At 57.1% G+C, this 16149-nt stretch carries 8 protein-coding genes; 3 read left to right on the top strand and 5 right to left on the bottom strand.

Features of this window, described 5'->3' with window-relative positions:
• Nucleotides 1-723 precede the first annotated feature (723 nt).
• From MKJ04_RS04295 to MKJ04_RS04275, 5 genes are all read right to left on the bottom strand, one after another.
• A complete protein-coding gene (locus MKJ04_RS04295; RefSeq protein ID WP_241639676.1) occupies nt 724-2445 on the bottom strand; it encodes an IlvD/Edd family dehydratase in 1722 nt (573 codons plus the stop codon).
• A gap of 46 nt (nt 2446-2491) precedes the next feature.
• On the bottom strand, nt 2492-4072 hold the full coding sequence (locus tag MKJ04_RS04290; RefSeq protein ID WP_241639675.1) for an aldehyde dehydrogenase (NADP(+)): 1581 nt from the start codon (nt 4070-4072) through the stop codon (nt 2492-2494).
• A gap of 71 nt (nt 4073-4143) precedes the next feature.
• Complete coding sequence (locus tag MKJ04_RS04285; RefSeq protein WP_241639672.1) at nt 4144-4980, bottom strand: fumarylacetoacetate hydrolase family protein; 837 nt, start codon at nt 4978-4980, stop codon at nt 4144-4146.
• A gap of 39 nt (nt 4981-5019) precedes the next feature.
• Nucleotides 5020-6351, bottom strand: a complete 1332-nt coding sequence (locus tag MKJ04_RS04280) for a GntP family permease (RefSeq protein WP_241639670.1) — start codon at nt 6349-6351, stop codon at nt 5020-5022.
• Nucleotides 6352-6398: 47 nt separating this feature from the next.
• Complete coding sequence (locus MKJ04_RS04275; protein WP_241639668.1) at nt 6399-7274, bottom strand: SMP-30/gluconolactonase/LRE family protein; 876 nt, start codon at nt 7272-7274, stop codon at nt 6399-6401.
• A gap of 364 nt (nt 7275-7638) precedes the next feature.
• Between MKJ04_RS04275 and MKJ04_RS04270 the strand changes: the two genes are divergently transcribed.
• The 3 genes from MKJ04_RS04270 to MKJ04_RS04260 all read left to right on the top strand — a co-directional run bounded on the left by MKJ04_RS04270 (nt 7639) and on the right by MKJ04_RS04260 (nt 16130).
• Nucleotides 7639-8238 carry an RNA polymerase sigma factor gene (locus MKJ04_RS04270; protein ID WP_241639666.1) on the top strand — a complete coding sequence of 200 codons (600 nt, stop codon included), beginning with the start codon at nt 7639-7641 and terminating at the stop codon, nt 8236-8238.
• Between the two features lie 413 nt (nt 8239-8651).
• Nucleotides 8652-12173 carry a VCBS repeat-containing protein gene (locus MKJ04_RS04265; RefSeq protein WP_241639664.1) on the top strand — a complete coding sequence of 1174 codons (3522 nt, stop codon included), beginning with the start codon at nt 8652-8654 and terminating at the stop codon, nt 12171-12173.
• Between the two features lie 399 nt (nt 12174-12572).
• Nucleotides 12573-16130 (top strand): VCBS repeat-containing protein, encoded by a 3558-nt coding sequence (locus MKJ04_RS04260; RefSeq protein ID WP_241639662.1) that lies wholly within the window; start codon nt 12573-12575, stop codon nt 16128-16130.
• The last annotated feature ends 19 nt before the right edge of the window (nt 16131-16149 follow it).

Genomic DNA, 16149 nt, shown 5'->3' with positions numbered 1-16149 from the left:
ACCACCTCTGTTGTGAAAAATAATTAAGCACTCACTTTTTGTGTCTCCATACCTGATGGTGGCATGGCGCAGAATGGGGCTTATCGCCGTCACATGTCCCCGTTTACAACGCACTTCTATCCATAGCAGGCCTCGCATAGCGCCTTGGTTGTATGCAAATTACCCATGAATGGTATAGGCTTGAAAACAATCTCCCTGGCGCAAGCGTCCGCTTGTGCCCCAAATGCAATAACCTGCCGCACATCCCCAACACAATAGCAGCACAAGCGGACGCTTGCGCCAGAAATTACTTTTCTGGCAGAGCAGTTAACAGAAGGTAAGCTGTTGGTATAGTTGATTGTGTATAACCTGACGGGAATAGATTTGGGGTATTATGCAAAACCCATTCGATAAAGGTATTATACACATATAGCCCTTGAATTACATAGGCTTGAAAGCAAACATCGACAAGCTATAAATCAGTGCTTTACCCCAGAAACACTGCTAATCAACAGGAGCAAGAAGCGCTCTACAGCATGCCAATATGCTATCCAAACGCTGCGGGATAGGTATAAAAAAAGGCACGTGCCCACTGTTACAAGGAACAATGGCCACGTGCCTGAATCAGCCGCCGCTTTTTTATACCTGTGGCATGTATAGCGCGGCTTGATAAAATACCGCCTGGTCTCTACACTCGACAGAGCAGGCGGTATGGGGTATAAATAGACTGGCCAGACGCCCTACCTAATGCAGGTCTCTGGTGACTTCTGAGCCGGAGCCGCCACGCAGCACATCCAGATCCGCGCCAAGGTGGGCCTGCTGCACATGATCGATGTACAGTTTCACATAGCCGCGTGTCGCCATCGGAGCCGGGGGCACCCAGGCGGCTCTCCGGTCTTGAAGTTCCTGCTCGCTAATATCCAGGTGCAGCCTTCGGTTTTCCACGTCCAGCTCAATCATGTCGCCATCCTGCACCAGCGCCAGGGTGCCGCCCACCGCAGACTCCGGCGACACGTGCAGCACCACGGTACCGGCGGCGGTGCCGCTCATCCGGCCATCGGAAATGCGCACCATGTCGCGGATGCCTTTGCGCAGGATTTTCTCCGGAAGGTCCACGTTTCCCACCTCCGGCATGCCGGGATATCCTTTGGGCCCCACGCCCTTCAGCACAATCACGCAGGTTTCGTCGATGTCCAGGTCCGGGTCATCAATGCGCTGGTGGTAATCCTCGATGGTCTCGAACACCACCGCACGGCCCCGGTGCTTCATCAGTTCCGGGGAGGCGGCAGAGGGCTTGATGATAGCGCCCTGCTCACAGAGGTTGCCTCTGAGCACCGCAATGCCCGACTCGTTCTGAATAGGCTTGTCCACGGTCGCGATGACATCGTCGTTATAGCAGGCCGCCTCGCCGCTGTTCTCACCAATCGGGCGCCCATTTACCGTCATCACCTCGTTGTGCAGGTACTGTTGCATTTCTTTCAGCACCACAGGCAAGCCGCCCGCATAGTAAAAGTCCTCCATCAGGTATTTACCGGAAGGCTTCAGGTTGAGCAGCAACGGAATTTTACTGCCGATGGCATCGAAATCATCCAGGTTCAGTTCTACCCCCAGGCGTCCGGCAATGGCCAGCAAGTGTATGATAAAGTTAGTCGAGCCGCCCACGGCCGCGTTGACCACAATGGCGTTTTCAAAAGCCTTTCTCGTCAGGATTTTTGACAGGGTGAGGTCTTCTTTCACCATCTCCACAATTCTTCTGCCCGACAGTTGCGCCATCACTTTCTTGCGCGAGTCTACGGCCGGTATGGCCGCCGCCCCCGGAAGCGTCAGGCCAAGCGCCTCCACCATGCAGGCCATCGTAGAGGCTGTGCCCATCGTCATGCAGTGCCCCTGGCTTCGGGCCGCCCCGATTTCCATGGCATGGATGTCGGCATCCGAGTAAAGCGCCACTTTCTGTTTTTCCTTGATCAGCCAGTTGAAAGACCCGGAACCAACGCACTCGCCCTTATACCTGCCGTTCAGCATCGGTCCGCCGGGCACCACGATGGTGGGCAGATCGACGCTGCAAGCACCCATCAGGGTAGAGGGCGTGGTTTTATCGCAACCCGTCAGCAGCACAATGCCATCCAGGGGGTTGGCGCGGATAGACTCCTCGGTGTCCATCGCGGCCAGGTTCCTGAAAAGCATGGTGGTCGGCCGCATGATGGTTTCGCCCAGCGAGGTAACCGGGAACTCCAGCGGAAAGCCGCCCGCCTCGATCACCCCCCGCTTCACCACCTCCGCAAAGTCGCGCAGGTGGCCGTTGCAGGGCGTCAGCTCCGACCAGGTGTTGCATATCCCGATCACGGGCCGCCCCTGGAAGTAGTCATCCGGATAGCCCTGGTTCCGTAGCCAGGAACGGTGCACAAAGCCCATCTTATCAGACTTGCCGAACCAATCGTAGCTCCTTAGTTTTTTATCTGTGGACATATAAGCGAGGTATAAATTACAGTAAAAGGAAAGAGGTATGGCCTCATTATTTCTTCTCGTAGGCACCGTTCACCAGCCGCCAGATAGCCAGCGGGTTGCCGTCTTTCAGGGCATCCGGCAGCAGCGCCATCGGGAAAGACTGGTAGCAAACCGGCCGGGCAAAGCGCATGATGGCAGCCGCGCCCACCGAGGTTGTCCGGCTGTCGGTAGTGGCGGGGTATGGCCCGCCGTGCACCATGGCATAGCCCACCTCAACGCCCGTGGGATACCCGTTAATGATCAGCCGGCCGGCCTTTTGCTCCAGCATACCGATCAGGTCCTGGTTCTCCAGCAGGTCTTCTTCTGTGCCATGTATGGTAATGGTCAAGTGGCCTTTTAACTGTTTGGCTGCCTCCAGCAACTCCGCTTTATCGTCGGCGGTTACGGCCAGCGTAGACGGGCCAAACACTTCTTCTTCCAGCGTTTCTTCCTCTAGGAAAGACCGGGCAGTGGTATGCAGCAAATAAGCCGTGCCGTGGCAGGCGGTGGCACCTTCCTTGCCTTGTGCCAGCACTTCCACGCCTGCTATGCTGCGCAGTTTTTCCACGCCTTTTTCATAATTGCTCCGGATACCCGAGGTCAGCATCACGCCGCCGCCAAGCTCTCCCATACTCTCCGCCAGCAATTGCCTGAACTGCGCTTCGTCCGTTGACTTTTGCAGAAAGACAAGGCCGGGAGACGTGCAGAACTGCCCCACTCCCATTGCCACCGAGGCGGCCAGGTCGCGGGCGATGCTCTCCTTCTTTTGCTGTAAGGCGCGCGGCAGAATGAACACCGGGTTGGTGCTGCCCATCTCGGCATACACCGGTATGGGTTCTTCTCTTTTGTTGGCTTCATCAAACAGCGCCTTGCCGCCGCGGAACGAGCCTGTAAACCCGATCGCTTTGATGAGCGGGTGCCGCACAAGCGCTTGCCCTACCCCGGTTGAAGCGCCCTGCACCATCGAGAACGTGCCTTCCGGCATGTCGCATTTTTCGACGGCCCGCTGTATGGCCATACCCACTAACTCCGATGTGCCGGGATGCGCCTGGTGTGCTTTTACCACTACCGTGCAGCCCGCGGCCAGCGCCGAGGCCGTATCGCCGCCCGCCACCGAAAAAGCCAGCGGGAAATTACTCGCCCCGAACACGCCCACCGGGCCAAGCGGCTGTAGCATGCTCCTGATGTCGGCTTTCGGGATGGGCTTGCGCTCCGGGTCAGCAGTGTCTACGCGGGCATCTACCCAGGAGCCTTCGCGCAACAGTTGCGCGAAAAGCTTCAGCTGGTTCACCGTTCTGCCGCGTTCGCCTGTCAGGCGTGCCTCGGGCAGGCCGGTTTCTTCCATGCAGCGTGCAATCAACCCATCGCCAATGGCCATGATTTCGTCGGCAATGGTCTCCAGCAGTATGGCTTTCTCCTCGCCAGACGTGGTGCGGTATACCTGAAAAGCCGCCGCGGCCTTTTGCACGGCATCGTCTATTTCCTGCGGGCTGGCTTCGTTAAAACCAGGCACCATCTCCTCGCCGCTCGATGGGTTTACCGCGAAGAAAGTCTCTGCACCCGCTGCCACCAATGCGCGGCCAATAATATTTTTGCCTGTTAATTCCATGTGTTTTTCACGTTAAAAGACTTCACAACCTGAGTGCTGCTGCACTCATTTAAATGACTGCCGGGCGATTGTTACCTCACAAAATTGACAAGGGTGCCGATCGGCTCAATCGTGATCCTGATCTCATCGCCCTGCTGCAGGGTAAACTCTTTTTCGGGCACGATGCCGGTTCCGGTCATCAGCAGGCTGCCGTGCGGGAAACTGCATTCGCGGTATAAAAACGACACCAGTTCCTGCGGGGTGCGCTTCATCTCCGATATTTCTATGTTGCCTTCAAACACCACATTGTCGTGCCGGATAATCGTCATCTGGATGCCTGTGCTGGCCGGCAGCGGCTCCCGCGTTACATACACACAAGGGCCAACGGCGGCGCAGGCATCATAGGTTTTGGCCTGCGGCAGGTATAGCGGGTTCTCGCCTTCGATGCTGCGGGAGCTCATGTCGTTGCCAATGGTATACCCGATGATTTTACCCGACGAGGTGATCACCAGCGTCAGCTCGGGCTCGGGCACATCCCAGGTAGAGTCTTTGCGGATGTTCACTTTTCCGCCCGGCCCCACCGTTCGGTGCGCGGTGGCCTTGAAAAAAAGCTCCGGCCTCTCAGCATCGTATACCTTGGCGTAAAACTCTTTGCCGCCGCTTTCCTTCGACTCTTCCTGGCGGCCCACTTTGCTGCGGTTGTAGGTGACCCCGCTTGCCCATATCTCCTGGCTCACCACTGGCGCCAGCAGCTCATTCTTCAGCCACACTGCTGCGCCTGGCTCCGGTGAGGTGCTTTGGGTGATGTGCAGCATTTTTTCGTAGAGTTGCTCGTCGTTCAGAAAACCGTCCCATTCCTGATCCTTCACAGGGTAAAGGGATTCTTCTTTTTTGATGACAAGGCCTTGTTGCGTTCTGTATAATTTCATGAGAATTTTATTTGTTTCAAAATTAAAGTTGGTTGTAGCTCAGTTAAAAAGCAGGTAACTGAGGTATAGGAAAAACGCCGCCGACGTGCCCAGCACAAAAGTGCCCGTGGTATAGAGCCTATACCCTGTCTTCACCTTCATGCCCGACATCTGCGTGACTACCCAGAAGAAACTGTCGTTGGCGTGCGACACCACGGCCGAGCCCGCCCCGATGGCAATCACCACCATGGCCTTCTCCATTTCAGACACAAAGCCGAGCGAGGGCATCATGGGCAACAGGATAGAAGCCGTGGTGATCAGGGCTACCGTGGAAGAGCCCTGAGCGGTTTTGATGGCAGCGGCCAGCAAAAAAGGCAGCCAGATACTCAGGTTTATACCTGCCAGCGACTCGCCCAGCGTAGCGGCAATGCCGGAGTTCTGCAGGATTTTTCCGAAAATGCCGCCCGCCCCGGTGATCAGGATAACAGAGGCCGCATCGCGCAGGGCATTGCCCACCCAGCCCTGCGCCGACAGCATTTCGGGCTTCAGTTTTTTAGGGAGGATCAGGGAGAGGAACGCGCCGATACACAAGGCCACCACCGGCTCCCCGAGGAACGAAATCAGGGCGGTAGCCTGCGGATGGAAAAAGTGATCGAAGTTCTGGGCAGACGATTTCGCGACGATCAGCAGAATCGGCACCAGCACCGGCACCGACGACTTTAAAGCACCGGGCGCGTCTTTCAGCAGCAATTTGATCTCCTTGTCGGTGGTTTGCGGGTTGGGGTCGATATAGGTTTTGGCGGCATAGGCCGTGGCATACCAGATGCCCACTGCCAGCGCCAACGCACTGATGGGCAGCCCCAGCAGCATCACCAGCCCGAGGTCGGCGTTTAAAATTCCCGCCGCCGCAATTGGGCCTGGCGTGGGAGGCACCAGGGTATGCGTGGCCGTGAGGCCAAGGCCAAGCGCAACGGCGGGTCCGGCCAGGGAAATGCCCGCCTTTTTAGACAAGCTCCTGTTCAGCGGAGCGACGAGCAGAAAACCGCTGTCGGCATAAACAGGTATGGAAACGAAGTAGCCGATGATGCCCATGGCCGCTGTTACCCGCTTCTGCCCGACCACCCGCAGCACTTTCTCGGCCAGGGCGTACGCCCCTCCCGAGTTCTCCAGGAAAGCCCCTATAATCACCCCGAAGATGATGATCAGGCCAATTTTGCCCAGCGTCTCCCCAAAGCCCTCGTTCACGGATTTAACGATCGTTGCCAGCGGCATGCCTGTGAGAACCCCGTAGAGCACCGCCACCAGAAACAAGGCGATGAAGGGATGCACCTGCAGGCGCGTTGTGAGCAGAATAATAAGTACGACGCTTAAAAGCAGAAGGGCGACTGCCATAGGAGCTGGTTAATTAATGGGTTGGCTGAATCCGGAACGGGGTGGCTTTACTTTTTCGGTTTCACCTGGTAGGCGACCACCTTGTTGGCAAAGAAGGTAGGCACCAGCAAAAGCTTTTGGGTAGGAATGTAGGCTATGTCGGCCGCGTTCACTTTATCTGCTTTGGTATCCAGCAGCTTCTCTACCTTGCCGCCCGCCGTCACGTAATTGATCTCGCCGTTCCAGTTGGAGATGATAAAGTCATCGCCATACGGCACGATGCCATCCCCACCCATCAGGCCGCTCGCGATTTCCTTGAGTTCTTTGCTTTCTTTGTCTACCTCATAAAAAATACCGGCGTTCATGTCGATCATATAAAACCTGTTGTTGTGCGCCAGCAAACCGTTGGGCTTTTGGAAATGGTCTTTCTCCAGCCATACCTCCGCCTGGTTGTCGTTTAGCCTGTATACCCGCTTTTTGTCGGAGTCCGACACATACACCACGCCCTCTTCGTCCACCGTGATGTCGTTCAGCATCCCGGCATCGTCCACCGCAATGGTGCGCACCACCTTGCCTGTGTTGGTGTCAATCACGACGACGTTGGTCAGGTCGGCCACATAGAGCAGGCCGTTCGAGAGCCCCAGGCCCTTGGGCGAATCCATACCTCCCACTACCCACTCCACCTCCTGCACTTTGCCCGATAACGACACCCGGCCGATGGAGCCGTTGCCATCCTTTCCGGCAGCCGGATCGTTGATATTGGAAACGTAGAGCACTTTTTTAGCCGGGTCATACAGCACCGATTCGGGCTCTTTTAAAGTGGCGGTGGTTTCCCACTTCTTTTCCAGGCTTACCGTCTGCGCCGCCACTGGCGTGCTTAGCTGGGCTAACACCACATACATTATTGCGGAGAAGCCATAGGTCACTAGCTGTTTTGTGTTCATAATCGTCTGGTTGATGGTTATTAGATATTGCTACTCTTGTTAAAAAAAGTCCCTTTTAAAACGCTAAACTTTTAATTAGCGGCAGACCATAATGCTTGATGTATCGGTTTGGCCAACGCTTATGCCGCTGTTAATTGCCATTGTAGCGGGTTCTTCTCGATTTTTATGCTGTCTGTATTAACATTACACATATACGCAGTCCTGCACCACCTCTTCCTAAAAATAACTAAGCACTCACTTTTGTGTTTTAGTTTTTATTTTTTACATTTAGACAGGATATTACCTAGTATCACCTATTGTGGCTTACAGCTGAAGCTGTTTCAGCTCATGCCCCATCACCTCACCACAGCGCGCAAACTATATCATGAAGTCAGGAAGTACGATATGTTTAGTCAGCACCATAGAGGCACTTAAGGCAGGAGACGTGTCTGCTTTTGAAAACCTGTACCGGCTTTTTGAGCCAAAGCTATATGCTTTTGCCCTGCGCCTTGTCCGGAACAGAGAGGATGCGGAGGAGATTGTGCAGGAAGTTTTTTTGAAGGTATGGGAGGGGCGGCACCTGCTGGAGCCAGACCAGAATGTGGATGGTTACCTGTTCAGCATCGCCAAGCACCTGGTGTATAACAAAGCACGGCGCAAGGCCTACGAGTTTGCTTTTGCCCAGTATATAGCCGTGGCGGGCGAACGCACCGGGTGCTTCACAGAGCAGGCAGTCGAGTTCAAAGACCTGACAAAACTGCTGGAAGACGCCTATGACGCATTACCCCCTGTACGGCGGCAGGTGTTTGTGATGAGCCGCGTGGAAGGGAAGAGCAACAGCGAAATCGCCCAGCTCCTGAACACCAGCAACAGTAACATCGAAAACCACCTGCACAAGGCGCTAAAGGCCATCAGGCAAAAATTTAAAGGCTACGAGATGGTATACGCCTTTTTCCTGATCTGCCTCGCGCAAGAGCTTTGTTAAAGCAACCCCCTGCCAGTATCGAAAACCCCAGAAGCCATACCCCTCTCTCCTTCCGGCAAACAAACCACAGAGCACACCGCCCATACGTATCCGGACCGTGGCACCATACCTTACAAAAAAGAACTGCAGTTGGTTTTCAGGAGACTATACCTGATTTTATACCATACATAAAAACCGGACGAAGAAGTTAGTCATAGCAGGAGCCTGGTATTTGCGGCAACCCAACGCCTTTCACTCGGATATCCCTCAGAAATAAGCTAACTTATACCTTTTATAGCCACTGGCTACTTAGAAAGTTTTTTTACTCAAATTTAAGAATTCAGCTCTGGACGCCTGCTGCAAATTTGCGCCGTTTTTAACCTGATTGAACACCCATGGCTTTTGGCAACACATACCGCTTACGCCCTTTTTCTATGCATCACTTGAAGTCTTTGCTCTTCTTTTTCATAAATGCCACTTTCCTGCTCAGCGGTTGCAAACAGGACAAGGGGGATCATCTCTTCCAACTGCTGCCCCCTGAGGAAACCGGCGTTACCTTCAGCAACACTCTGCCCGAGAACGACACCCTGAACGCCATCGAGTACGATTACCTCTACAACGGGGCGGGCGTGGCCATCGGGGATGTGAACAACGACGGGCTGCAGGATATCTTTTTCGGCGGCAACATGGTCAGCAGCAGGCTATACCTCAACAAGGGCAACATGAAGTTTGAGGACATCACCGAGAAAGCCGGGGTGTCGACGGACCGCTGGGTAACCGGCGTCGCGATGGCCGACGTGAACAGCGACGGCTATACCGACATCTATGTGTGCGTGGCCGGACCCAACAAATCCGCCGACAAGCCCAACATGCTTTTCGTGAACAACGGCGACGGCAGCTTCACGGAGTCTGCCAGCGCCTATGGCGTGGCCGACGTGGGGTATAGCACGCAGGCGGCCTTCCTCGACTACGACCGCGACGGCGACCTGGACATGTACCTGCTCACCAACGCGCTGGAGAACTTCCCGCGCAACAACTCCCGCATGAAAAAGGTGAATGGCCAGAGCCTGAGCACCGACCGGCTGTACCGCAACAACGGCGACAATACCTTCACCAATGTGTCGAAGGAGGCCGGTATCCTCATCGAGGGGTATGGCCTGGGCGTGGGCATCGCCGACATCAACAACGACGGCTGGCCCGACATCTATGCCGCCAACGACTTCATCACCAACGACATCCTATACATCAGCAACGGCGACGGCACCTTCACCGACCGCTCCAGGCAGTACCTGAAGCACCAGAGCTGGAACGCCATGGGCACCGACATCGCCGACTTCAACAACGACGGCCTGGTAGACATTGTGACCGTGGACATGATGCCGCCCGACAACCAGCGGGAGAAGACCATGATCGCGGCGGGCAACTACGACCGTTTCCGGCACAACCTCACGCTGGGCTACCAGCCGCAGTATATCCGCAACACGCTGCAGCTCAACAACGGCAACGGCACCTTCAGCGAGGTGGGGCAGCTGGCGGGCATTCACCGCACCGACTGGAGCTGGGCCCCGCTGTTCGCCGACTTCGACAACGACGGGAACCGCGACCTGCTCATTACCAACGGCTACCGCAAGGACGTCACCAACCTGGACTTTATCATTTACAAGCGCCAGGAAGCCCAGTTTGGAGACAAGGCGCACCAGTCTAAAACAATGGCCAGCCTGATCAAGGACCTCGCGGGCGTGAAAGTGCACAACTATATCTACCAGAACACCGGGAATTTGTCCTTTACAGACAAGTCGGTGGAGTGGGGACTTGACGCCCCGTCCTATACCAACGGCACCGCCTTTGCCGACCTCGACAACGACGGCGACCTGGACCTGGTGATGAACAACATCGACGAGGCGGCCTTTATCTACCGGAACACCGCCAGCGCCCTCCCCGACCGCCATTACCTGCGCGTGAAACTGGAGGGCGAGGCAAAGAACAAAGCCGGGCTGGGCACGAAACTCACCCTTACATCCGGCGGCCGCCAACTATACCACGACCATTCTGTTTATAGAGGGTATAAATCGACTGTCGAGAACGTGGTGCATTTCGGGTTGGGGAAATCCACGCAGGCAGACGCACTGGAGATCGTGTGGCCTGACGGCCGACGGCAGACAATCCGGAACATCAAAGCAGACCAGGTGTTGACCGTGCGGCACGCAGACGCCACCACTCCTGCTCCGGAGCCTGCCCCCGCTGCCCCCACGGCCCTTTTTCAGGGGCAGGACAGCGCGGCCACCGGTATCAGCTACCGGCATCAGGAAAACGATTTCGTGGACTTCAAGCTGCAGCCGCTGCTGATGCAGAAGTACTCGCAGGGCGGCCCGGGCATTGCCGTGGGCGACGTGAACGGCGATGGGTTGGAGGACTTTTACGTGGGCGGCTCCTCCGACACGCCCGGAAAGCTATACCTGCAGCAGGCGGCGGGCACGTTTAAAGGAGTTGCGCTGCCAGACGGGGTAACGCACGGCGATGAGATGGGCGTGCTGCTTTTCGATGCCGACAGTGACGGCGACCTGGACCTGTATGTGGTGAGCGGCGGAAGCGAGTTTAAGGAGGGCGACCCGGCCTATCAGGACAGGCTCTACAGCAACAACGGCAAAGGCAATTTCATCCTCAACCCCGCTGCGCTACCCGACACCAGGTCCAGCGGCTCCTGCGTGGTTGCGGCAGACTACGACCAGGACGGCGACCTCGACCTGTTTGTGGGCGGCCGCGTGGTGCCGCAGCGCTACCCCCTGCCGGCCAAAAGCTATATCCTGCAGAACAACGGCGGCAAATTTACCGATGTAACCGAGAAACTGTGCCCTGCGCTCCAACAGCTGGGCCTGGTCACGGCGGCGCTCTGGACAGACGCCGACCAGGACGGGCATACCGACCTGCTGCTGGCGGGTGAGTGGATGCCCCTGACCTTGTTTAGAAACCAGGGCGGAAAGTTTGTGAATGCAACCGCAGACACGGGTCTGCAGGAAGCTGTGGGCTGGTGGAACAGCCTGGCCGCCGGCGATTTCGACAACGACGGCGACACGGACTATATCGCCGGCAACTTCGGCCTGAACTCCGACTACAAGGCATCTCCCACAGAGCCTGTCACGATCACGGCAAAGGACTTCGACAACAACGGCAGCATCGACCCGGTGCTGGGCCATTACCTGCTGGGCCAGAACTATCCCGCCCACCCCCGCGACGCCATGACCGACCAAATGGTTTCGATGCGTCGCAAGTTCACGAGTTTTGCGGCCTATGCCCACATCGGCTATGGGGAGTTGTTTACGGATGATGAACTGGCGGGGGCCATGGTGATGCAAAGCACCCAGCTGCAAAGCAGCTACATCGAGAACCTGGGCAAAGGCAAATTCCGGATCGTGCCACTGCCGGTGCAGGCGCAGCTGGCCCCGGTGTTCGGCATCGCGGTGAACGACTACAACCACGACGGTAACCTCGACCTGCTGCTGACGGGCAACAACTACGGCACCGAGATACAGACGGGCTGGTATGATGCCTCCATTGGCCTATACCTGCAGGGAGACGGCAAAGGCCACTTCGCCCCTGTGCCGGTTACCAAAAGCGGCTTTTTTGTGGACACGGACGCCAAAGGAATCGCGGAGCTTGCCCTGCCGGGAGGCAAACGCATGGTGTTGTCGGCCGCTAACCAGGGCCCGCTGAAAACGTTCCGCTACATGCAGGAGCAGGCCGGTATACCCCTTGCCCCCACGGATGCCTGGGCTGCGGTAACCCTGCGGGATGGCAGAAAAGTACGGCAGGAGTTTTACCACGGTTCGGGCTACCTGTCGCAATCGTCCAGAACGCTGTTTATACCTGCGGGCGCGCAAACGGTTATGCTGTACGACTTTACCGGAAAGGGCCGAAAACTGGCTTTGCCAACAGGGCAGGTTAGCCGGGTGCCCTAGCCATAACACAGGGAATCGTGATTTTTTGGCTACTGCGCTTGCAGGAGAACTTGATTTATTGGCCGAGAAACAGTTACTTAGAGCATGTTTAAATTTCGTTTTTGGAAGCGAAAATTGTTCAGGAAGGGTTCTGGCGAAGCGTTTTTTGAACCGCATAGCAGCGCTATGGGGTGATAAAAAGGCGAAGTCAGGTTCCTTTATGAACAATTTGCAGCCCAAAAGATGAATTTTAAACATGCTCTTAATGCACGGACGCTGCCGGAGCACACGTCTTGCCAATCCTAATGAAAACTGACAAGCCAGACTAGTGTGTTGCCTTCGGGATGACACCGGCAAAGTCCCGGTTTTTCCGGCGAAGGCAAGTGCTCCGGCAAGCTGCTCCGCTCTATACCTAAACCCATGCACGCATCAACCAAAACATACCTGCCTTTGCCCTTCGCCTGCCTGCTGGCCGCCTTGCTGCTGCTATCCGGTTGTGGCGCCCGGGAAGAAAAGGACGGCAGAAAAGCCCCGGAAGCAGCCCAGGCCTCCGCGCCCACGCTGTTCGAAAGCCTCCCTGCATCTAAAACAGGCATTGATTTCGCGAACACCCTCACCGAAACCCCGATGCTGAACGTGCTGGAGTTTGAGTATTTCTACAACGGGGGCGGGGTGGCCGTGGCCGATTTCAACAACGACAGCCTGCCCGACATCTTCTTCTCGGGCAACATGGTGCCCAGCAAGCTATACCTCAACAAGGGAAACATGCGGTTTGAGGACATCACGGCGCGGGCGGGCATCAACACCGCAGGGCGCTGGGCAAGCGGTGTGGCCGTGGCCGACGTGAACAACGACGGCTTTCAGGATATCTACGTCTGCGTGACGGGCAAGGCAGCACCGGAAAGCCGCAAGAACCTGCTCTACCTCAACAACCACGACAACACGTTTACGGAAGCCGCGCAGCAGTATGGCCTTGCCGACGAGAGCTACTCCACGCACGCCGCCTTCTTCGACTATGACAAGGACGGCGACCTCGACCTCTACCTGCTCAACCATACCCTGGACGATAAAAACCCCAACCTGCTGCGCCCGCAACTGCGGGACGGCTCGGGCAAAAACACCGACAAGCTGTACCGCAACAACGGCAACAACTCCTTCACGGATGTTTCGGGGCAGGCGGGTATACTGGTGGAGGGCCAGGGCCTGGGCGTGGCCATCAGCGACATTAACCAGGACGGATGGCCGGATGTATACGTGTCCAACGATTACCTCTCCAACGACATCCTGTACCTCAACAACGGCAATGGCACTTTCACCGACAAGGCTGCGGCATACTTCAGGCACCAGAGCCAGTCGGCGATGGGCAACGATGTGGCCGACTTCAACAACGACGGCCTGCCCGACATCATCACCCTGGACATGCTGCCGGAAGACAATCTGCGGAGCAAGCTCATGTTTGCCGGCACGAACTACGACCGTTTCCGGGGGGAACTTCTGAACGGCTATACCCCCCAGTACATGCGCAACACGCTGCAGCTCAACAACGGCAACGGCACCTTCAGCGAGATTGGGCAGCTGGCCGGGGTGCACAGCACCGACTGGAGTTGGAGCCCCCTGCTGGCCGACTTCGACAACGACGGCTACAAAGACCTGCACATCACCAACGGCTTTCCGAAGGACATCACCAACCGCGACTTTATCATGTACCGCATGCAGGGTCTCAACAGCAACATGCCGCTGGATGCACTAAACAAGCAACTCCTGGAGGTGGTGAACAAGCTGCCCAACGCCAAAAAGCCAAACTACGTCTACCGCAACAACGGCGACTTCACGTTCAGCAACCAGACCAAAGCCTGGGGCCTTGACGTGCCGTCCTTCTCCAACGGGGCCGCCTACGCCGACCTCGACAACGACGGCGACCTGGACCTGGTGACCAACAACATCAACGGCAAAGCCTTTGTGTACCGCAACAACGCCGACAAACAGCTGAAAAACAGTTTCCTGCGGATAAAACTGCAGGGAGGACCGGCGAACGCGGCAGGGTATGGCGCCAAAGTCATGGTGGTGCAGCAGAACGGCAACAGGCAGTACCAGGAGTTCTCGCCCTACCGTGGGTTTATGTCTACGGTGGAGCCTTTCCTACATTTTGGCCTGGGGCAGGAGGCGACCGTAGCGGTGCTGGAAGTAACCTGGCCCGACGACAAGGTGCAGCGCCTCGACAGCGTGCGGGCAAACCAGGTGCTTACGCTATACCATAAAAACGCCGTGGCGGCGAAGGTGCTCCGGAAAACCACTGCCCCGCCCCTCTTCCAGGCTGCCAACGCCAAACACACCATCGCTTATACCCACAAAGAGGAGCCCTATGTGGATTTTAAGGTGCAGCCCCTGCTGCCGCACAAATACTCGCAGAACGGGCCGGGCCTGGCCGTGGGCGACGTGAACGGCGACGGACTGGAGGACTTTTATGTGGGCGGCGCCTACAAATACCCGGGGCGCGTGTTCCTTCAGTCCGGAAACGGCACGTTCGCCAGCGCCCCCATCACGGACCAGACCAAGTATGAGGAAGACATGGGCAGCCTGCTTTTCGACGCCGACCAGGACGGTGACCTGGACCTGTATGTGGTGAGCGGAGGGTATGAGTTTCCGGCTGGCTCCCCCTACTACCAGGACAAGCTCTACAAAAACGACGGCAAGGGCCGCTTCACCCCCGATGCGCAGGCACTGCCCGCCACCACCGCCAGCGGCTCGTTTGTGACCGCAGCCGACATTGACGGCGACGGCGACCTGGATCTGCTGGTGGGTGGCCGCGTGGTGCCGCAGCGCTACCCTACCCCAGCCGAAAGCTATATCCTGCTGAACGAGGGCGGCAAGTTCCGGAACGCGACCGCGCAGGTATGCCCCGCCCTGCAGCAACTCGGGATGCTGACCGCCGCCCTCTGGACCGATTTCGACAACGACAAGGCCGTGGACCTGATTGTGGTGGGCGAGGGGCTCCCGGTTACCTTTTTCCGGAACGTGGGCGGGAAGCTCCAGAACGTGACTGCCGCCACCGGGCTGCCCGCCACCAGCGGCTGGTGGAACAGCCTGGCCGGCGGCGACTTCGACAACGACGGCGACATCGACTATATCGCCGGTAACCTGGGCCTCAACACCAAACTGAAAGCCTCCGCCACAGAGCCCATCAGCGTATACGCCGCCGACTTCGACCACAACGGGAGCATGGACCCCATCCTGACCTATTATGTGATGGGCAAAAATGTGCCTGTTCGGCCGCGCGACGATGTTTTTGACCAGATGGTGTCCATGCGCAGGCGCTTTACCAGCTACGACAGCTACGCCCGGGCCTCGGTCACGGAGGTGCTCACGCCCGAAGAGCTGCAGCAGTCCTACATCCTGAAGAGCGTGCACATGCAAAGCAGCTACCTCGAAAACCTGGGAGGCGGCAAATTCCGCATTGCGCCGCTGCCGATGCAGGCGCAGTTTGCCCCCGTTTTCGGCATCACGGTGAACGACTATGACGGCGACGGCAACCTGGATGCCCTGCTCACCGGCAACTCCCAGGCGCCAGAAGTGCTCAGCGGGGCCTACGATGCCTTCACGGGCCTATACCTGAAAGGCGACGGCAAAGGAGGTTTTGCGCCAGTTGGCCTGCAGCAAAGCGGCTTTCTGGTAGACGGTGACGCCAAAGGCATGGCAGAGCTGACGCTGGCGAATGGCCGTCCGCTGGTTTTGGTGGCCAACAACAACGGCCCGCTGCAGGCCTATACCACCAACTCGGCCAGTCCAGCCTCGGTTATCGTAACAAAACCCTCGGACGCGCGGATAGAGATAACGCTCGACACCGGCCGGAAACTCGTGCGGGAGCTGTATTACGGCTCGGGCTATCTTTCACAGTCCACCCGGAGCATGGCCATACCCCTGAATGCGGTGTCGGTGGTGGCGTATGGCTTCAACGGCGAAAGCCGAAAAATCAGATAACCTCGTGATAGGGTATAAA

The organism is Pontibacter sp. E15-1 (assembly GCF_022601975.1).
Lineage (GTDB): Bacteria > Bacteroidota > Bacteroidia > Cytophagales > Hymenobacteraceae > Pontibacter.
This window is presented reverse-complemented; position numbering and strand designations above follow the sequence as displayed.